The sequence below is a fragment of the uncultured Mailhella sp. genome (assembly GCF_947631555.1).
In the GTDB taxonomy this organism is placed as follows: domain Bacteria; phylum Desulfobacterota; class Desulfovibrionia; order Desulfovibrionales; family Desulfovibrionaceae; genus Mailhella.
In genome coordinates this window covers 13,354-31,908 of the sequence record NZ_CANRLT010000023.1, presented here as the reverse complement: position 1 = coordinate 31,908, position 18,555 = coordinate 13,354, and the positions used below count along the sequence as shown (strand labels likewise).

The following is an 18,555-nucleotide window of genomic DNA, read 5'->3' as shown; positions in this document are numbered from 1 at the left end:
TCTCTGGCGTTGTTTCAGCGATTTCGCGTTAACGGCAAGATCGAAGAACTTTTATCATTATTAAAGTGATACTCTCCACAGTCTTCTCCGCTTGACAAACAACACAAAGAAATGAAAGTATGAAACCTGATTTCAGGCGTTTCCGATTTTGTCAAAAAACGTGAAATGCTGCGGCCTCACGGCTCTGCATCATGCGGAGACGGAGTGCCATCCTGCTCACCGCATTGCTCCTCCCTCCGACTGAGAGGAAGGACTCAGCCGGAGAAACCTATGAAAACTCGCATCAGCCTTCCCCTGCAGATGGCCATCGGTATGCTGCTCGGTATCCTCGCGGGTATCGCGGCACCTGCCGTAGGCTTCGACCCCGCGTGGTTCAAGCCCATCGGCCAGCTCTTCATCAACCTCATCCGCATGGTCGTCGTGCCCCTGGTCATCGCCACGATCATCGCAGGCGCGGCCAGCGTTGGCGACGTGAGCAAACTCGGGCGCGTCGCTTCCAAAACGCTTATCTACTACTTTGCCACCACGGCCATCGCTGTGACCATCGGTCTTATTCTGGCCAACCTCGTCGCTCCCGGCGAAGGACTCAACCTTGCCAAGGACGGACTCCAGGCCAAGGCCGCCAGCAGCCCCAAACTCGTGGACGTGTTCCTGAACATTGTGCCCCTGAACCCCGTGGATTCCATGAGCAAGGGCAATATGCTGCAGGTTATCTTCTTCGCCATGCTCTTCGGCTTCGGTTTGAGTGCCGTGGGCGAACGCGGCAAAACCGTGCTCAGCTTCTTCGACGGCTGCGGCGAAGTCATGATCAAGGTGACCAACATCGTCATGATCTACGCTCCCATCGGCGTCTTCGGCCTCATCGCCTTTACGGTGGCCAGCCATGGACTTGCCGTCCTGCTGCCTCTGGTCAAGGTCATCGGCGTTGTGTATGTTGCCTGCATATTCCACGTCCTCATCTGTTACATTCCTCTCATCAGGGTCTGCGGACTCAGCCCCGCAACGTTTCTCCGTATGATATCCGCACCCGTGATGATCGCCTTCACCACCTGTTCCAGCGCCGCGGCGCTCTCCACAAACCTTATTCAGGTGCAGAAACTCGGTGCCTCCAAGCCCGTGTCCTCGTTCTCCATCCCCCTGGGCAACACCATCAACATGGACGGTACTGCGGTCTACATGGGCGTGGTGGCTGTGTTCGTGGCCGAGCTTTACGGTATCCCCCTGCCCCTTGACAAGCAGTTTGAAGTCATCCTTGTCGGTGTACTTGCCTCCATTGGCACCGTGGGTGTGCCCGGAGCCGGTCTGCTCATGAGTACCATCGTCTTCACCCAGGTGGGCATTCCGCTGGAAGGCATCGCCATCGTCGCCGGCATCGACCGCATCCTGGATATGTGCCGTACGTCCGTCAACGTGCTGGGCGACGCTACCGGCGCCATCGTTGTCTCCAGATGGGAAGGCGATTTCGATCCTGCAAAGGGTGCGCTCTTCGCTGAAGAAGAGGAAAAGCGGTAATCCTTTATTTCAAAACATTAAAATAAGAGCCTCCGGCCTGCGCCGGGGGCTTTTTCATGCATTGCACCTTGCCAGAGACGCCCGCAGCCGGTTACAAGAGAACGCGGAGGAGATTGCCTATGTCCGTCAGGATCCGTGCCGACCAGCTTGTCTTTGAACAGGGGCTTGCCGAAAGCAGAGAACAGGCCCGCCGGCTCATCATGGCGGGCAAGGTCGCTTTTGTTCCCGACGAGGAACACCACGGGCGCCCGCCCGAGCTGGTGCAGAAGCCGGGCCATCCCTGCCGCCCGGACACACGTTTCCAGCTTATCGGCGTGGAACGTTTCGTCAGCCGTGGGGCGTACAAGCTGCTCACCGCGCTGGAGCAGTATCACATCGACGTGCGCGGAGCCGTCTGTCTGGACGCCGGGGCGTCTACCGGCGGCTTCACGGACTGCCTGCTCCAGAACGGGGCAAGCCGCGTCTACGCCGTGGATGTCGGTCATGCGCAGCTTCACGAACGTCTGCGCGCCGATCCCCGCGTCATCTCCCGTGAGGGTGTGAATCTCCGCACGGCTCCACCCGAACTTCTTCCCGAACCCGTGGACGTGATCGTGGCTGATGTGTCCTTCATCTCTCTTACCATGATTCTGCCGCATTGCCTGCCCTGGCTTCGGGAAGGCGGCCGTGTCATCGGACTCATCAAACCCCAGTTTGAAGCAGGGCCGGGGCAGACCGTGAAAGGCGTGGTTCGCGATCCTAAGGTGCGGCAGGAAACCGTGGATCATGTGCTTCAGGTCATGGCGGGCCACGGACTCGTCTGTCAGGGCGTGACGCCTGCTGCCATCAAGGGGCCCAAGGGCAATCAGGAATTTCTGGCCTACTGGAAGCTCTTCCGCGCAGAAAACATTTTGCCGCAGTCCTGACGCCGCACTCAGGTCAAGGAGGCCCCATGAACGATCTGTCCGCCTTTTCTCCCCGGCGCATTCTGGTCTGCCAGCAGCGCCAGATCGGCGATGTGCTTCTGACCGTGCCGGTGTTCCGGGCACTGCGTAAACGCTTCCCGCAGGCCGAACTCCACCTGTTTACCGAAAAGAAGTGCGAACCGCTTCTGCGGCATCATCCCTGTATCGACGCCTTCCATCTTATCGATAAAAAAGATGGTCTGTTCCGGCAGCTCGTCTTTTACCGCAAGGTGGCCGCCTGCCGCTTCGATCTCGTCATCGATCTTCAGCAGCTTCCGCGCTGCCGCACCATGACACTGCTCAGCCGTGCGCCTGTGCGTCTTTCCTTTCCTTCCTCGCCCCTTATCCACTGGCGCTACACCCACCTTACCGAGCCTGAAGACGGCTACGCCTCTCAGACCAAGGTCTCGCTGCTGAAGCCTCTGGGCATACGCTGGGACGGTTTCGGGCCGGACATCCATTTTCTGTCCGAAGAACGGGAACAGGCGAGGGAATTGCTGCGGGTTTCAGGCTGGCACGGAGGACGTCTGGTCAGCATTGATTCGACCCACCGCCGTCCCTCCAAACGCTGGCCTGCCGAACGCTTCGCCGCGCTCATTCACAAGCTCTCCGAACAGGAAGACGATCTGTACTTCCTGTTTCTGCGAGGCCCTGGTGAGGACGAGGCCATCGCCGCGCTGCGTGAACTCTGTCTCAGGCTCGGCGTCGCCTCAGAAAAGCTCTGCATACCTGCCCAGAGCCCGGATATCCGTCTTTCCGCAGCCTGCATCGCGGAAGCGGCCCTGCACATCGGCTGCTGTTCCTCGCCCCGGCACATTGCCGCCGCCGTGGGTACGCCAAGCCTCGTCATCCCCGGTGCTTCAGGCACTGCGTGGCGTCTCCCCTCGGAAAAGCATCAGGAACTGCGCCCGGATCTGTCTTGTCAGCCCTGTTCGCGGGTGGACTGTCCCGACCCGCAATGCCTGCTTCAGGTTACGCCGGACATGGCTCTGCTCAAGGCTCTGGAAATGCTGAAAGCCTTCTCCTCCAACGCGTGACGGCGGTTTCCCGGCCATGAAAAAGCCAGCATGAAGCGGGCTTTCAGGTTTTTAGTGAAAAAGGCAACGTGGTTACGAAGCCGAAATGGAACGTTCATCAGATTTTTTGGATGCGGGATTAGGGGCATCCGTGGCTTCGCCACCGGCAGATGAAGAAGCGGCAGGAGCGGCGGGCTCCGCAGGTGTGGCGGGAACTTCGGCTGCAGGCTGTGCCGTGGCTTCAGGCATCGGTGAACCTTCTGCGGACACCGCAGGTACAGAAGAAACAGCGGGCGCGGTTTCCTGTGCGGAAACCTGCGGCGAGGTTTCACTCCCCGTTCCATTGGATGCCGGCAGAGTCACAGGCACATCCGTCGTTTCGCCTTTGGCAGATGAAGAAGCTGTAGGCTCGGCGGTCTCCGCAGGTGCGGCGGGAACTTCGGCTGCAGTCTGTGCCGTGGCTTCAGGCGCCGGTGAACCTTTTGCGGGCGCCGCAGGGCTGAGTATGGCCTGCGCCCGTTCGCTGCACAGAGCGGCCATGCGTTCGCAGATCGAAGCTGCGGCGCGTGTGGCCTCCACGGAACCGTTATGGCGCGCTATCCATTCGCCTATAAACAGGAGATCGGCGCTGGAAAGCAGCGGGGACGAGCTGTGTGCGCGCAGGGCGGACACCAGTCTGCGCTGGGCCTGCTCACGCTCTCCGGCGTAGAGACCGGCCAGACGGGACTGTTCCATCATGCGGCGGCTCTGCGCATCGGCTTCGCTCCGGCGTTCGGCGTCAAGTGCGGCTGCATGGGCGGTATAGGCCAGCGCAAAGGCTTCACTGGCCGCATGTTCCTTCTTGTCCGCCTCCCAGACAGCACCGGCAAGCGCCGGAAGATCCGTGTCTGCCGCGGCGTTCAGGGAAGAGGCCAGTCTCTGGAACTGCTCGCCGTAAACGTTGAAGAGGTCAGCCACCTGCCAGTTTTCCAGTGTCTTGCCCCGGAGCGGCCGGCGGGCGGCCTCCTCCAGTGCCGAAACGAAACGCGGCGAGTAGAGCAGGTACAGTGCTTCCAGCATACCCGGCGTATAGACGTACTTCAGAATGGAAGCCCGGCTGCGCAGAGCGTCCTTTTCCACACTGCGCAGGCGCGATGAGCTGCTGTAGCGGCTGTTCGCCTTTTCCAGGGTTGCGGCGCTGTAGCCCGCTTGTCCTTCATGATGCGGTGCCGTGTAGCTTGCGGCAAACCAGTTCGCCAGATCCTGCACGAAATCGCCGGTGACCACAGAGTCGTCCCGTGCAGTCTCGTCTCCGGGAGCAGCGCCGCTTAAAACGCCGCTCACACTGTCACCGTCAGGGGCGGACGGGCCGCTCTCCGTTATGGCTTTGTCAACGCGGGCAAGAAGTGCATCCTCCGGTGAACTTTCAGCGTTTCCGTCCTTGCCGAGGGATCCCTGAACAGTATCTCCACCTTCGGTCTCTGAACGGGGCATCATGCGGATGGCCGCAGAAAATTCCCGTCCGTTCCCGTTGCCTCCGGATACTTCCGTCTGTGTTCCGGCTTCACTGTTTGTGTTATCTGAGGAAGAAAGACCGAGTCCGCTCAAAAGGTTCTGTACCTGTTCTCTGACCGGCGTGAGCAGGGACGCCTTGTCTTCGTCAGAAATCTGCAGCCAGACAACGGCTCCGGCACAGGCGAGTACAAGCGCAGCAAGAATGAGTTTTCCAGAAAAACGGGGAGAATTGGCCATGACCGGTTGGCTCCGTCGTATCCGGGTTTTTCCCGGAAGCTGAAGACTGGATAAATTTACACGCCATCTTTTTTAGCGTATTCCTGAACTCCTGTGAAGAGAGGAGGGCAGCCTTTCCCTCCATTTTTCCATCTGTACGCTGCTGTGAGGTCTCATGAAGTGCCGCCGCTGCAAAGCCGAAGCTGTTGTTTCTCTGCCTAGTCATAATACTGCTTTCTGTGCGGATTGCTTTCTGGAGTTTTTTTCCCGCCAGGTGGACAGAGGCATACATGAGCAAAAGCTCATGACACGGGAAGATCACGTCCTCGTAGCCCTGTCCGGCGGCAAGGATTCTCTCGCGCTCATGCTGGAACTTGGCAGGCAGGGATACAACGTCACTGGCCTGCACATCGACCTGGGTATTCCCCAATCTTCCCCGGCCGCACGCAGCGTTGTGGAACGCTTCTGCGCAAAATACGGCTTTCCGCTCATCGTTCGGGACATGAAGAACGAAGGACTGGCCATTCCCAAGGTCAAAAGCATGCTGCACCGCCCTGTCTGTTCAGCTTGCGGCAAGATCAAGCGCTATTTTTTCAACCAGACCGCCCGCAAAGGCGGCTTCAACGTCCTGGCCACCGGGCACAATCTCGATGACGAAACGGCGCGGCTTACCAGCAATACCCTGCGCTGGGACATCGCCTACCTCAGTGACCAGGGCCCGAGACTAGACGATGCTGACGGCTTCACCCGCAAGGTCAAGCCGTTTTGGAGAGTCACGGAATTTGAAACCGCCAACTACGCTTTTCTCATGGGCATAGAAAACCACTATGCGCCTTGCCCCTATAGTCAGGGAGCCAGTTTTTCCACGCTCAAAAGCCTGTGGATTGACCTCGAAGAACAGATGCCCGGACGTAAGATGAATTTCTACCAGGGCTTTCTGGAACGCGGCAGAAAGGTCTTTCAGGGCGTGGAAGAAAAGCAGGGGGAAGCCCTCGCACCCTGCGAACGCTGCGGCTATCCCACTTCTGCGGGGATGTGCGGTGTATGCCGTATCCGCGAGGCTCTGGCGGAAAAGGAAGGATGCCCTGAAACTGATTCATGAAAGGCAATGCAAGCTGCTTCGGTATGCGACGTGTCCGAGGTGTCAGGGGACGCGGTGTACACGGGGAAAACCATGGAGCCCGGCCTGTTGCCTATTACTTAGTCTGCTACGTCTTTTGTATATGCAGTTATCCTGGATTCTTTTAGCGCTGACAGCTCCAAAGGTAATGGTTTTTAAAGAATGCATTCGTAAACAACTTCTAATTTAGTTATTTTATTGGATAAAATGAGCAAAATCTTAGTTTTGTCAATGACAGCGCCGTAGGCATTTCATGCGATTGCCCTGGAACGAAGCCGGCCTGCACTTGAAGAAAATACGCGCTTCTGCTAAGTTCCGCAGAGTGCGGTCACTTTTAGAGTCCACCTTCCATCAAGCCCTTATGCGTGAGGAGCCTATGCAAGCCCCGGAAAAAAATCTTTCGTTCGATCTGGTTCGAGTCACTGAAGCTGCTGCTCTGTCTGCTGCCCGCTGGCTGGGCAAGGGCGCCAAGGAAGAAGGTGACGGCGCGGCCGTGGACGCCATGCGTGTTTCTTTTGATTCCGTCAGTATCAAGGGACGCGTTGTCATCGGCGAGGGCGCCAAGGACAAGGCTCCCATGCTGTACAACGGCGAGGAAGTCGGCGACGGCTCAGGCCCCGCCATCGATATCGCCGTGGATCCTGTGGAGGGCACCAATCTTCTGGCCCTTGGGCGTCCCAACGCCATCGCCGTCATCGGGGCCTGCAAGTCCGGGTACATGTACAACCCCGGCTCCAGCTACTACATGAAGAAGCTCGTGGTAGGCCGCGAAGCCCGCGACGTGGTGGACATCGATGCGCCCGTGGCGGACAACCTCGCGGCCGTGGCCCGGGCCATCGGCAAGGACATTAACGACCTCGTGGTCTTCGTTCTGGACAAGCCGCGGCACAAGGAACTGATCGCCGAGATCCGCAAGACGGGAGCGCGCATCACGCTTCACACGGATGGTGATGTGGCCGGTTCCCTCATGGTGGCTGACCCCGGTACGGACGTGGACGTGATGATGGGTACCGGCGGCACGCCAGAGGGCGTGATTTCCGCCTGTGCCATCAAGGGCGTGGGCGGGCAGATCTTCGGCCGCTTCGACCCGCAGTCCGAAGCAGAGCGGCAGGCCATGATCGCCGAGGGCATACGCCTGGACGAAATTCTTACGGTGGATTCCATCATCCGGGCGGACGACGCGTTTTTTGCGGCCACCGGCATTTCCGGCGGAACCTTCCTCGGCGGGGTGAGCTATTCCGGTCGCGGTGCCGTGACCCATTCTCTGGTCATCCGCGCAAAAACCGGAACATTCCGTTATCTGGAATCCCATCATAACTGGGAGAAACTGATGAAGTTCAGCTCCGTCCGCTACGACTGAGACACGGAGCCGTCATCAGGGCGGCTTTTCCGAGCTTCCATCACAAGTTCCTTTGAGGATTGAAACATCCTCTACGCAAGGAGTTCCAATGAGCAGCGTCAACACTGCCATTTTGTTTCCCGGACAGGGGTCTCAGGCACCCGGCATGGGCCGCAGGCTCGCCGAATCCTCCCCGGAGTTCATGGAGCTGTGGAAGATGGCGGAACGCGCAAGCGGACTGTCTCTTCGCGAAATATACTGGGAAAGCAACGACGTCACCCTTATGGCGGAGACTCAGAACCTCCAGCCTGCCATCACCGTGGTCAATCTTGCGCTCTGGCTGAGCGTGAAGGATCGCCTCAAGCCCGTGTGCGCGGCAGGGCACAGCCTTGGAGAATTCAGTGCGCTGGCCGCAGCCGGCGTGCTGGACATCGGCCATATCCTGGAACTGGTCTCTGTACGCGGGCGTCTCATGGCCGAGGTAGACCCCGAACATATCGGGGTGATGTGCGCCGTGATCCGCCTCTCCCAGGAGACGGTGGAAACCGCCGCCCGGGAGGTCTCCGAGCGCACGGGCAAGCTGGTGCGCATCGCCAATAAGAATACGCCGCTCCAGTTCGTGCTCAGCGGGCATCGTGACGCCGTGGAAGAGACTGCGGAACGGCTCAAGAGCGACAATCCCCGCGTCAAGATCTTCCCCCTCGCGGTAAGCGGGGCGTTCCATACCTCCATGATGGCCGAAGCCTCGGCGGAGTTCGCCAAGCTCCTCGATACTCAGGACTGGCGCGCTGCCGCCTTCCCCATCTATTTCAACGTCAGCGGCGAACCGCTCACGGAAGCCGCGGCTATCCATGCGGCGGTACGGCGTCAGATGACATCTTCTGTCTGCTGGGTGGACACCATCACCCGCCAGTGGAAGAACGGAGTGCGCCGCTGGGTGGAGTTCGGGCCGCAGGGTGTCCTCACCCGCATGGTGCGCCCCATCCTTGTGGCTTCCAACGTGGAGGATGGGAGCTATGCCACCGTCCATATTCCCAATATAGACGCCGTGCAGGCGTTTGAAGGATAGTCATGCGTGATATCATTCTTGTTGAAAGGGCGCTTCGGGAGATTGTCTCGGAACGGGGCTGGGAATGGCCGGAAAAGGCCGTTCTCGAAATTCCAAAGGACGAAAGGCACGGAGATCTTGCGACCAATCTGGCGCTTGTGATTTCCAGGCAGGCCGGAAAAGCTCCCCGTCTCGCGGCGGAAGAACTGTGCCGCGCTCTGGAAGCAAAACTCCCCGGTCTGCTCTCCGCAGCGATCGCCGGTCCCGGATTCATCAATCTCACCTTTGCGCCTTCTTTCTGGCAGGAAGTCATACTGGATGCGGAACGGGAAGGCAGGGCCTTCGGCTCCTCTCATGATGGCGCGGGCCGCCGTATCGTTGTGGAATACGTCTCGGCCAATCCTACCGGCCCGCTGCACATCGGCCACGGCCGGGGGGCGGCCGTCGGCGATTCCCTGACCCGTCTGCTCCGTTTCGCGGGCTATGAGGTTTCCACGGAATATTACATCAACGATGCAGGCCGCCAGATGCGGCTTCTGGGCGATTCCGTCTACCTGCGTATGCGCGAGCTTTGTCACCTGCCGGTGACCTATCCTGAAGACCCCAAGGGCTGGTATCACGGCGACTATATCCGCGACATTGCCCGCGAAATGCTGGACAGGGATCCTTCGCTCATCCAGCGTCCGGAAGACGAGGCTAAAAATCTCTGCTACGAGTACGCCTGTTCAACCATTCTGGCAGGTATCAAGGAAGATCTGAAAGAATTCCGAGTGGAGCATCAGACCTGGTTCTCCGAGAAAAGCCTTGTTGACGGCGGCAAGGTGGAGGCTGCCTTCAACGTTCTGCGTGGCATGGGTCTGGTCTATGACAAGGACGATGCCGTCTGGCTGGCCACCGGACAGTTTGGCGATGACAAGGACCGCGTGCTGCGCAAGACGGACGGTTATCTTACCTATTTTGCGTCGGACATCGCCTACCATGCCAATAAGTTTGAACGCGGCTTCGATGAATGCATCGACATCTGGGGAGCCGACCACCACGGCTACATCCCCCGCATGAAGGCTGCCATCACCTGCATGAAGCACGATCCTGAGAAGGACTTTCATGTGGTGCTCATCCAGATGGTCAACCTGATGCGCGGAGGCGAACCCGTGGCTATGTCCACCCGCGCCGGGGAATTCGTCACCCTGCGGGAAGTGCTGGACGAGGTGGGGACCGATGCCGCCCGCTACATGTTCCTCTCCCGCAAGAGCGACAGTCCGCTGGACTTCGACCTGGAGCTGGTCAAGCAGCGCAATATGGACAACCCTGTTTACTATGTTCAGTACGCCCACGCACGGGTGTCAGCACTGCTGCGCCGTGCCGCCGACCGCGGCATCGTGCTGCCGGAACGGTGCAGTGCCGGGGAGCTCGCCTGTCTCACCGCGCCCGATGATCTGTCTCTGCTGCGCGAGGCGGAACGCTTCCGCAACGTGGTGCAGGATGCCTCCCGTGCCCGTGCCGCACACCCTGTCAGCTTCTACCTCATGGAACTGGCCGGACGTCTGCACAGCTACTATGCCAACAATCCCATCCTCAGCGGCGAGGATGAAGGCCTCATGAAGGCGCGACTTGCCCTCCTGCGTACGGTGAGCGTGGTCATCGCCAATGGCCTTGAGCTCCTGGGCGTCAGCGCCCCTGAAAGTATGTAGCCATGCCTGGTGCCTTTTACCGTAATACCTCTTCCAGCGGGAAGAAAGCGGCCGAGCGCGAGCGCCGTGCGCCGTCTCTTTTGAACCGGGACGAGGCGGGCGAGGCTGACGCCCGTTCCGTGCCGCTTCCCGAACCCATTCGGGAAGAAAAGCGGAGCGGCGGCATGGCCTGGACGGCCCGCATCACGCCTTCCGCCCTCGTTACGGCAAGTGTGCTCTCCCTGATTCTCCTGACCTTCAGCTTCCTGTGCGGTATCATCGTGGGCCGAGGAACCATGCCTCTCCCTCAGCCGCAGGAACTCAAACATCTCCTGCCTGCGGAAGCTGCCGGAGAAGAGGGAACAGAAGAGGGGAAGGCTTCGGAGGCCATCTTGCCCAAGGAAGAGCTGCGTTTCATGACCAGCTTGAAAAGTGAGCAGGACGCTGGCGTACTCTCCGAGCGCAGCAAGGCGGAAAATGCACCGGTCTCCGGGGAGGAGCCGAAAAACCTCAAGCCCGAGACTGTGTCTGAGAAAGCCAAAGCCGAGGTCGTCGAGCCGCAGAAGCCGCTGACTGACTATGTGATCCGTGTGGCGGCGTTCAAGAATGCCGAACAGGCCCAAAGTTTGCGCAGCCGGCTGGCAAAGGCCGGACTTCGTGCCAGGTATGCGCAGACGAAGACGAAAAGGGGGACATGGCATTACGTCCAGGTGCTCCTGCGCGGTACGGACACGGATTTTCAGAAGACGAAGAGCATATTGAACGCCGAGGGCCTGCGCGACTTCATGATTCTCAGCAGAAAACCGGTTAAAAACTGACGGCAGGGAGCGGGAATTTCCACTCTTGACAAAACGGAAACAGGTCTGTACGTTGACGTGTTTCCAGAGGTATGTATGGAACTGAGCCGCATCGCCCTGAACGACATGGGGACTCAGGGGCGTATGTTTTCCGTCTCCGACGAGAGAATATGGACGGCTCCCCTGAAGGAATACCAGGTGTCGTGCCGCATTGCCGAGCCTGTCCGAGCCGAGGTTCTTGTCCTCCCGCAGGAAGACGGATGTCTCGTGCGCGGTACGCTGAAGGGCGTTGTAGCCATGCCGTGCGACCGTTGCATGGAAGAGACCCTTGTGACGCTGGATCTGCGCTTCGATGAGTTCGAACGCTATCCCGCAGCCGGCAATCTTGACGCCGGGGAAGACGGCATCCGTGCGGACATTCTGGAAAGAAGCGTCATCGAGATGGAGGGGGGGGCGTCCTTCCTCAATCTTGAAGCGTTGCTGTGGGAGGAATTTTCGCTGGCGTTGCCGGTGAAGCCTCTCTGCCGGCCGGATTGCAGGGGACTGTGCCCTGTGTGCGGCAAAAATTTGAATGAAGGCCCCTGCGGATGTTCCGCCGATGAGGGCGATCCACGGCTGGCCGTCCTGCGCCAACTGAAAGTGAAGCGATAGACGCTTCTTCGCTTCGTGATAAGGAGAACATTATGGCTGTTCAGCAGAACAAGAAATCTCATTCCAGAAAAGGTATGCGCCGCTCTCATGACCGTGTGGCCAAGCCCACGGTCATTTACTGCTCCTGCGGCGCCCCCACCAGGCCTCATAGTGTCTGCCCCTCCTGCGGCAAGTACGATGGTCGTCAGGTAGAGCCTGTGACGGATGAGCAGTAGCCGCGCAACACTGGCCGTGGACGCCATGGGAGGGGACTTCGGCCCCTCCGTTGTGATCCCCGGCGCACTTCAGGCCGCACGCCTTACGGGAGCGAAGGTGCTTCTTGCCGGAAGGGAAGAGGCCATCCGCTCCACCTTGGAAGAACTGTCCGTTCAGCAAGAGGAAGGAGAGCTTTACGAAGTCGTCAACGCCACGCAAGTGGTGGAGATGACGGACAAGCCCTCTGAAATTTTGCGCTCGAAGAAGGACTCTTCCATGCAGGTGGCCTGCAGACTCGTCCGCGAGGGGAAGGCCGACGCGTTCATCAGTGCCGGTCACTCAGGTGCGGCCTTTGCCTGCGGGATGTTCATCCTGGGGCGCATCCCCGGGGTGGAACGGCCTGCGCTGGCTTCACTCATGCCCACGGAAAAGTCCCCCATGCTGCTTCTTGATGTGGGGGCGAACGTGGAATGCCGCCCCCATCATCTGTTTCAGTTTGCGCTGATGGGCTCTACCTTCGTCCGCGACATCATGGGCTATGAAGCTCCCCGAGTGGGCATCCTCAGCATCGGCGAAGAGGAAGGGAAGGGCAATTCTCTGGTCAAGAGCAGCTACGAACTGCTCAAGCAGGCATCCCATCTCAATTTTATCGGCAACGTGGAAGGTCGCGACCTGTTCACGGGTGACATTGACGTGGCCGTCTGTGATGGTTTCGTGGGCAATATCGCCCTCAAGCTCAGCGAGGGACTGGCAAACTCGCTGGCGCATGTGCTCAAGCGGGAGCTGATGACCAACGGCACGTTACCGAAGCTGGGGGCCATGCTTTCCATGAAGGCCTTCCAGAAATTCAAGAAGGTCGTGGACTACGCCGAATATGGCGGTGCTCCGCTGCTGGGGCTGAAGGGTATCGCCATAGTCTGTCACGGCAAATCCAGTGCGAAGGCTATTTCCAGCGCCGTGGTCATGGCCAATACCTATGTGGTCAAGGGTACGCAGCAGCGGCTGGTCGAGGCGATCAGCGCCAACGAAGAGCTGTCCAGCTACGCAAGACTGGTCTAGAAGGCCGCTTTTTCTGCGAACCGTGCCGCTGCCTCGTTTCGCTTTGTCCTTGAACGCAGCCGGGCTGTTTCATCAAAAGTTGCCTTGAGGTTTGAAAACTCACCCTTTCAGGGGAAAAGCGCGATGAACAACACGGCGAAGCCTCAAGTATCCTTTTCCGTAAGCACTCCTCTCAGGGAGGAGCCAGCCGTACGCCCACTCTCCCTCGGTTGCGGAGTCAGCCGGAAGAGTATGCCGGCCGTGGATTGAAGCATGAAGATTCCCTGTTATATTTGCGGCCTTGGCTCCTATGTCCCTTCGCACTCCGTTACGAACGGGGATATGGAAAAACTGGTGCAAACCTCGGACGAATGGATAGTCTCGAGAACAGGCATCCGTGAACGCCATTTCCTTGCCGAAGGCGAACAGGTCTCCGATGCAGGAGCCGCGGCCGCGCGTGCGGCACTGGAAGACGCCAGGCTTTCTCCCGACGCGGTGACTCATGTTTTTGTCGCTACATGTACACCCGAGTATCTCAGCCCCAGTACGGCCTGCGTCATCGCCGGCAAGCTGGGGCTGCCTTCGTCTTCGGGACGGGGCGCTGCGGTGATGTGTCTGGATTTCAACGCCGCCTGCACGGGTTTTGTGTACGGACTCGAACTGGCCCGATCCGTGCTTCAGGGCAGCCCGGAGGCTGTCGTTCTTCTCATCGCTGCCGAGGCTTTGAGCCGGCGCATGAATTTTGCGGATCGTTCCACCTGCGTTCTTTTTGGGGACGCCGCCGGGGCCGTGGCGCTGCGTTCCTGTCCGGAAGGCGGTCTGTGGGAAGTGAGGGACGTGACCTGTGCTTCCGACGGCTCCCTGTGCGAACTCATCAAAATCGGCGGAGGGACGGCCAGATCCGTGGCGGAAGGAGATGTCCTCGGCCCTGACTTCTTTATTTCCATGCAGGGGCAGGCGGTGTTCCGCCATGCGGTGCGAAGCATGACCGAGGAAAGCCAGCATATCCTGGAGCGGAATGGACTCGGCGTGGACGATGTGGAACTCTTCATCCCGCATCAAGCAAACCTGCGCATCATTCAGGCCGTGGGCGAACGCTTGGGATTGGAACCCGCGAAGGTCTTCGTCAACCTCGCGAACTACGGCAATACATCGGCAGCCACACTGCCTCTCGCCATGTGCGACGCACGGAAGGAGGGCGTGCTCCGACCGGGCATGAAGGTGCTGCTCACCAGTTTCGGCGGCGGCATGACCTGGGGCTCCGTACTCCTGACCTGATTTCCTTCGTCCGCTATGCTTCTATGTGGTGAAGGCGTCTTCTTCAGGGAAGTGCTGCCGCAAAACGGGGAAGCCGGGGAAGGTCTTTTTCGTATCCCCTCGCCATCGGCTGAGGAATCAGGCGGCTCATGGAAACATTGTCATTTTTGGGGAAAACGCTTAGCATTGATTCAGCCGGGAGCTTTGATATGAGTGAACTGACCCCCACTGCCGTCATTACGGGCGGATCCCGCGGCATCGGGCGTACCATTGCGCTGACGCTGGCCGCGGCTGGTCTTCAGGTGTATTTTACCTATGTCAGCCGTCCGGAAGCGGCGGAGGACACCCTTGCCGCCATCGCCGCCTCCGGAGGCCGTGCAAGAGCCTTCCGCGTGGACTCTTCGGATGCCGCAGCGGTCGCCGCATTTTTTTCCGGCGAAATCAAGGGCAAGGTTCGGCTGGACGCGCTTGTGAACAATGCCGGAATTACCCGTGACGGGCTTGTGCTGCGCATGAAGGACGAGGACTACGATCAGGTGCTCGGCACCAACCTTCGCGGGGCCTTTCTCTTTCTTCGGGAGACGGCAAGGATCATGGCACGGCAGCGTTTCGGGCGTATCGTCAATATTTCCTCCGTCGTCGGTCAGATGGGTAATGCCGGGCAGATCAACTACGCAGCCGCCAAAGCCGGGATGATCGGCATGACCAAGGCCGCAGCCAAGGAACTAGGTAGTCGCTCGGTCACCGTTAATGCGGTGGCCCCTGGCTTCATTGAAACGGAGATGACGGCAGCACTCCCCGAAGAGAGCCGCAGGGCCTATCTTTCGGCCATTCCTCTCGGGCGGCTCGGTTCCGCTCAGGATGTGGCTGACGCTGTGGCCTTCCTTGTATCGGACAAGGCGGCGTACATCACCGGACAGGTGATCGCCGTGAACGGAGGGCTTTACTGCTAGCGCAGCACTCTTTCCGGTTGCGGGAGGATTTGAATTATGGCACAAAAGTTCGTCCGGTACACTTCGGATGAACTTCGGTATAACCTGAACCAGTACCCTGTGGAGGGAAACATGTCTGCTACTGAAGATAAGATCAAACAGATCATTGTCGAACAGCTCCAGCTTTCTGAAGAAGAAGTGACTCCCGAGGCTTCCTTCATTGAAGATCTGGGCGCCGACTCTCTGGATCTCACGGAACTCATCATGGCCTTTGAAGAGGCGTTCGGCGTTGAGATCGCCGATGAAGACGCCCAGAAGATCCTGAAGGTTCAGGATGCCATCAACTATATAGAGAGCAAGCAGAAGTAAGTACGTTCTGCGCCTCTTGTGCCGGAGGGCTTCGGCCTTCCGGCGTATTCTGTTTTCCGGATTCCATGTCTGCGGAGCCGTCTGCGGAGAGGTGAGGGAGGTTTCGGCGTCCCAAGTGCAGGAAGGCTTCAGAGTGTTTCCGGAATGGCGGCAAAAACCGAAGGGACTGTGGCCAGACGGAGGCATCGAGTGCGCAGGGATTCCGAAGCGTACGCCGAACGGCATTGTGGTATGCCGGACGGGGAATGTCTATCTGCCGCAGAGTCAGGAGCATCGTCTGTTCCGCCGAAAAAAACATGAATATGTTGGATCACGGCGAGGCATGGGCAGGCCCGAAGGGTTCGGGTACGGGTCGTGCATACGGGCGAAGGTTCCAAGATATTCATGGAGCGAAGCGTGGAACGTAAGCGCATAGTCATTACCGGCCTTTCGGCCATTACTCCTCTGGGCCTTGATGTGGACAGCAGCTGGCAGGCTCTGATTGCCGGCACTTCCGGCATAGGCCGTATCTCCCAGTTCGATTCCACCGAATTTCCCACACACATCGCGGGCGAGGTCAAGGGTTTCGAGCCTGAAACCGTCATTCCGGCCAAGCAGTGCCGCAAGATGGATCGCTTTTGTCAGCTTGCCGTCTGTGCCGGTATCGCCGTCCATAAGCATTCCGGCCTCGTCATTGATGAAAAAAACGCCGGACGTACGGGCGTTGTCCTCGGTGTGGGGCTTGGCGGCCTGAATACTATCGAAACCTTCCATTCCAGACTGCTCAGTGCCGGGCCGACTCGCGTTTCGCCGTTTTATATCCCCATGCTCATTTCCAACATGGCGCCCGGACAGGTGGCCATCTTCACCGGCGCCAGGGGTATCAACGTGGTTTCCACCAGTGCCTGCGCTTCGGCTCTGCATGCCATTGGCTGCGCTTTCGATCAGATCCTGCTGGGCCGCGCCGATGCCGTCATCACCGGCGGTGCGGAATCTACGGTCACGCCGATGGGCATTTCCGGCTTTACCTCCATGAAGGCGCTGTGCGTCGAGTATCAGGACGACCCTGAAAAGGCTTCCCGGCCTTTCGATGCCCGACGCAGCGGCTTTATCATGGGCGAGGGCGCGGGCATGGTCATGCTGGAAACGCTGGAATCCGCCAAGGCCCGCGGAGCCGCCATCTATGCCGAAGTCCTCGGCTTCGGCGCTTCCGATGACGCCTATCATATGGTTGCGCCTCTGGAGACGGGAGAGGGCATGGCTGCCTGTATGCGCAGTGCGCTGGCCGACGCCGGCATTTCTCCCGACCAGATTGACCATGTGAGCGCTCACGGCACTTCAACCCACGCCAACGATGCTGCCGAGACCAAAGCCTTGCACGAGGTCTTCGGTGCGCACGCCAGGGGGCTTGCGATCACGGCGGTGAAGTCCCAGATCGGTCATCTTCTGGGAGCGTCCGGCGGCGTGGCCGCGGTGTTTGCCGCAAAGACACTGGAAACGGGAATCGTCCCCGGCACCATTAACCAGGAGAATCCCGATCCCGAATGTGACTTGAATTATATGGGCAGCGGCCCCAAGAAGCTCGATCCCGAATACGCGCTGATTAACTCCTTTGGCTTCGGCGGCACCAATGCCAGCCTTGTACTGAAGAAGTTCACTGCGTGACGCCGCCGGAGTACCGGTCTTTTCACAGTGGCAGAAAGATGCCAGGAATTACACAGGAATACGCATGGATGAATTGATTCTGCGCGACCCTGAGGTCGCGGATGCCATCTGGAAGGAATCCCGCCGCCAGATGAGCAAACTGGAACTTATCGCCTCCGAGAACTTCGTGTCCGCCGCTGTGCGTGAGGCGCAGGGTTCCATCATGACTCACAAATACGCCGAGGGTTACCCCGGCAAGCGCTATTACGGCGGCTGCGAGTTTGTGGATGTTGTGGAAGAACTGGCCCGCGACAGGGCCATGAAGCTCTTCCGCTGTGACTTTGCCAACGTCCAGCCCCACGCCGGAAGTCAGGCGAACATGGCCGCCTACCTTGCACTGCTTCAGCCCGGGGATACGGTCATGGGTATGGATCTTTCCCACGGCGGCCACCTCACCCACGGCAGCCCCGTGAATTTTTCTGGCCGGACCTATCGCTTCGTTCCCTATGGTGTGAACCGTGAAACAGGCCGTATAGACTACGATGCCCTTGCCGCTCTTGCCCGCGAGTGCCGTCCGGCGCTCATCGTGGCTGGCGCCAGCGCCTATCCCCGCATTCTGGATTTCGAACGTTTCCGCCGCATTGCCGATGAAGTCGGAGCGCGCCTCATGGTGGACATGGCGCATATTGCCGGGCTTGTGGCCGCGGAACTGCACCCGTCGCCGATGCCTCATGCCGACATGGTCACGACCACCACGCACAAGACCCTGCGCGGTCCGCGTGGAGGCATGATTCTCACTTCGCACGGACAGCAGTACGGAAAATCCATCAACAGCAAGGTCTTCCCCGGTATGCAGGGCGGCCCGCTCATGCACGTCATCGCGGCCAAGGCTGTGGCCTTTGGCGAAGCGCTGCGCCCGGAGTTCAAGGAGTATCAGACACAGATCGTCAAAAACGCCGCGGTGCTGGCGGATTGCCTCATCTCGGCAGGGTACGAACTGGTTTCCGGGGGGACGGACAACCATCTGATGCTGCTCGACCTCACCCGCCGGGACATCACCGGAAAGGACGCGGAACAGGCACTTGATGCAGCAGGCATCACTGCGAATAAGAACACCGTGCCCTTTGAGACACGCTCGCCCTTTGTGACCTCCGGCGTGCGCCTCGGTACCGCGGCGCTTACCACCCGCGGCATGAAGGAAAAAGACATGGAGAAGGTGGGCGGCTGGATTGTCGAGGCTCTCGCAGGCACAGGCAGCGAAAGCCGTCTCGCCGCCGTTCGCCGCGAGGTGGAGGCCTTTGCCCGGCAGTTCCCGCTTTTTGCCTGGTAAAAAC

General features: G+C 59.3%; 17 protein-coding genes. 16 read left to right on the top strand and 1 reads right to left on the bottom strand.

Annotated elements, in window-relative coordinates; translation table 11 throughout:
- The first annotated feature begins 270 nt into the window (after positions 1-270).
- The 3 genes from Q0Z94_RS05020 to Q0Z94_RS05010 all read left to right on the top strand — a co-directional run bounded on the left by Q0Z94_RS05020 (position 271) and on the right by Q0Z94_RS05010 (position 3,493).
- Positions 271-1,512 (top strand): dicarboxylate/amino acid:cation symporter, encoded by a 1,242-nt coding sequence (locus Q0Z94_RS05020; RefSeq protein WP_298067931.1) that lies wholly within the window; start codon positions 271-273, stop codon positions 1,510-1,512.
- Between the two features lie 119 nt (positions 1,513-1,631).
- Complete coding sequence (locus Q0Z94_RS05015) at positions 1,632-2,417, top strand: TlyA family RNA methyltransferase (protein WP_298067930.1); 786 nt, start codon at positions 1,632-1,634, stop codon at positions 2,415-2,417.
- A 26-nt stretch (positions 2,418-2,443) separates the two neighbouring features.
- Positions 2,444-3,493: a glycosyltransferase family 9 protein gene (locus Q0Z94_RS05010; protein ID WP_298067929.1), complete on the top strand. Its 1,050-nt coding sequence runs from the start codon at positions 2,444-2,446 to the stop codon at positions 3,491-3,493.
- Between the two features lie 72 nt (positions 3,494-3,565).
- Here the strand turns inward: Q0Z94_RS05010 and Q0Z94_RS05005 are convergent, their stop codons facing one another.
- On the bottom strand, positions 3,566-5,203 hold the full coding sequence (locus tag Q0Z94_RS05005) for a hypothetical protein (protein ID WP_298067928.1): 1,638 nt from the start codon (positions 5,201-5,203) through the stop codon (positions 3,566-3,568).
- Between the two features lie 154 nt (positions 5,204-5,357).
- Between Q0Z94_RS05005 and Q0Z94_RS05000 the strand changes: the two genes are divergently transcribed.
- From Q0Z94_RS05000 to glyA, 13 genes are all read left to right on the top strand, one after another.
- Complete coding sequence (locus Q0Z94_RS05000; protein WP_298067927.1) at positions 5,358-6,284, top strand: TIGR00269 family protein; 927 nt, start codon at positions 5,358-5,360, stop codon at positions 6,282-6,284.
- Between the two features lie 394 nt (positions 6,285-6,678).
- Positions 6,679-7,662 (top strand): class II fructose-bisphosphatase, encoded by a 984-nt coding sequence (gene glpX, locus Q0Z94_RS04995; RefSeq protein WP_298067926.1) that lies wholly within the window; start codon positions 6,679-6,681, stop codon positions 7,660-7,662.
- Between the two features lie 88 nt (positions 7,663-7,750).
- Positions 7,751-8,710 (top strand): ACP S-malonyltransferase, encoded by a 960-nt coding sequence (locus tag Q0Z94_RS04990; RefSeq protein ID WP_298067925.1) that lies wholly within the window; start codon positions 7,751-7,753, stop codon positions 8,708-8,710.
- 2 nt (positions 8,711-8,712) lie between these two features.
- A complete protein-coding gene (argS, locus tag Q0Z94_RS04985) occupies positions 8,713-10,380 on the top strand; it encodes an arginine--tRNA ligase (RefSeq protein WP_298067924.1) in 1,668 nt (555 codons plus the stop codon).
- A 2-nt stretch (positions 10,381-10,382) separates the two neighbouring features.
- Complete coding sequence (locus tag Q0Z94_RS04980; protein ID WP_298067923.1) at positions 10,383-11,177, top strand: SPOR domain-containing protein; 795 nt, start codon at positions 10,383-10,385, stop codon at positions 11,175-11,177.
- Between the two features lie 75 nt (positions 11,178-11,252).
- Complete coding sequence (locus Q0Z94_RS04975) at positions 11,253-11,807, top strand: DUF177 domain-containing protein (protein WP_298067922.1); 555 nt, start codon at positions 11,253-11,255, stop codon at positions 11,805-11,807.
- A 32-nt stretch (positions 11,808-11,839) separates the two neighbouring features.
- Entirely contained in the window at positions 11,840-12,022 is a 183-nt protein-coding gene (gene rpmF / locus Q0Z94_RS04970) for a 50S ribosomal protein L32 (RefSeq protein WP_298067921.1), read from the top strand.
- Positions 12,012-13,061 carry a phosphate acyltransferase PlsX gene (plsX, locus tag Q0Z94_RS04965; RefSeq protein WP_298067920.1) on the top strand — a complete coding sequence of 350 codons (1,050 nt, stop codon included), beginning with the start codon at positions 12,012-12,014 and terminating at the stop codon, positions 13,059-13,061. Before rpmF ends, plsX begins: the two co-directional genes overlap by 11 nt.
- Before the next feature lie 252 nt (positions 13,062-13,313).
- Positions 13,314-14,318: a beta-ketoacyl-ACP synthase III gene (locus Q0Z94_RS04960; RefSeq protein WP_298067919.1), complete on the top strand. Its 1,005-nt coding sequence runs from the start codon at positions 13,314-13,316 to the stop codon at positions 14,316-14,318.
- Positions 14,319-14,506: 188 nt separating this feature from the next.
- The gene (gene fabG / locus Q0Z94_RS04955) at positions 14,507-15,250 is read left to right on the top strand and encodes a 3-oxoacyl-[acyl-carrier-protein] reductase (RefSeq protein WP_298067918.1); all 744 of its coding nucleotides are present in this window, start codon (positions 14,507-14,509) and stop codon (positions 15,248-15,250) included.
- 111 nt (positions 15,251-15,361) lie between these two features.
- On the top strand, positions 15,362-15,598 hold the full coding sequence (acpP, locus tag Q0Z94_RS04950) for an acyl carrier protein (protein ID WP_298067917.1): 237 nt from the start codon (positions 15,362-15,364) through the stop codon (positions 15,596-15,598).
- 396 nt (positions 15,599-15,994) lie between these two features.
- Positions 15,995-17,242, top strand: a complete 1,248-nt coding sequence (fabF, locus tag Q0Z94_RS04945; RefSeq protein WP_298067916.1) for a beta-ketoacyl-ACP synthase II — start codon at positions 15,995-15,997, stop codon at positions 17,240-17,242.
- A 64-nt stretch (positions 17,243-17,306) separates the two neighbouring features.
- Positions 17,307-18,551 (top strand): serine hydroxymethyltransferase, encoded by a 1,245-nt coding sequence (glyA, locus tag Q0Z94_RS04940; protein WP_298067915.1) that lies wholly within the window; start codon positions 17,307-17,309, stop codon positions 18,549-18,551.
- The last annotated feature ends 4 nt before the right edge of the window (positions 18,552-18,555 follow it).

Bases quoted from the DNA above. Each gene is read 5' to 3' on its own strand.
- Q0Z94_RS04975 (WP_298067922.1), top strand. From the start codon at position 11,253: ATGGAACTGAGCCGCATCGCCCTGAACGACATGGGGACTCAGGGGCGT.
- Q0Z94_RS05010 (WP_298067929.1), top strand. From the start codon at position 2,444: ATGAACGATCTGTCCGCCTTTTCTCCCCGGCGCATTCTGGTCTGCCAG.
- fabG (WP_298067918.1), top strand. From the start codon at position 14,507: ATGAGTGAACTGACCCCCACTGCCGTCATTACGGGCGGATCCCGCGGC.
- Q0Z94_RS05020 (WP_298067931.1), top strand. From the start codon at position 271: ATGAAAACTCGCATCAGCCTTCCCCTGCAGATGGCCATCGGTATGCTG.
- Q0Z94_RS05005 (WP_298067928.1), bottom strand. From the start codon at position 5,203: ATGGCCAATTCTCCCCGTTTTTCTGGAAAACTCATTCTTGCTGCGCTT.
- Q0Z94_RS05015 (WP_298067930.1), top strand. From the start codon at position 1,632: ATGTCCGTCAGGATCCGTGCCGACCAGCTTGTCTTTGAACAGGGGCTT.
- Q0Z94_RS04980 (WP_298067923.1), top strand. From the start codon at position 10,383: ATGCCTGGTGCCTTTTACCGTAATACCTCTTCCAGCGGGAAGAAAGCG.
- Q0Z94_RS04990 (WP_298067925.1), top strand. From the start codon at position 7,751: ATGAGCAGCGTCAACACTGCCATTTTGTTTCCCGGACAGGGGTCTCAG.
- glpX (WP_298067926.1), top strand. From the start codon at position 6,679: ATGCAAGCCCCGGAAAAAAATCTTTCGTTCGATCTGGTTCGAGTCACT.
- acpP (WP_298067917.1), top strand. From the start codon at position 15,362: ATGTCTGCTACTGAAGATAAGATCAAACAGATCATTGTCGAACAGCTC.
- Q0Z94_RS05000 (WP_298067927.1), top strand. From the start codon at position 5,358: ATGAAGTGCCGCCGCTGCAAAGCCGAAGCTGTTGTTTCTCTGCCTAGT.
- Q0Z94_RS04960 (WP_298067919.1), top strand. From the start codon at position 13,314: ATGAAGATTCCCTGTTATATTTGCGGCCTTGGCTCCTATGTCCCTTCG.
- plsX (WP_298067920.1), top strand. From the start codon at position 12,012: ATGAGCAGTAGCCGCGCAACACTGGCCGTGGACGCCATGGGAGGGGAC.
- argS (WP_298067924.1), top strand. From the start codon at position 8,713: ATGCGTGATATCATTCTTGTTGAAAGGGCGCTTCGGGAGATTGTCTCG.
- glyA (WP_298067915.1), top strand. From the start codon at position 17,307: ATGGATGAATTGATTCTGCGCGACCCTGAGGTCGCGGATGCCATCTGG.
- rpmF (WP_298067921.1), top strand. From the start codon at position 11,840: ATGGCTGTTCAGCAGAACAAGAAATCTCATTCCAGAAAAGGTATGCGC.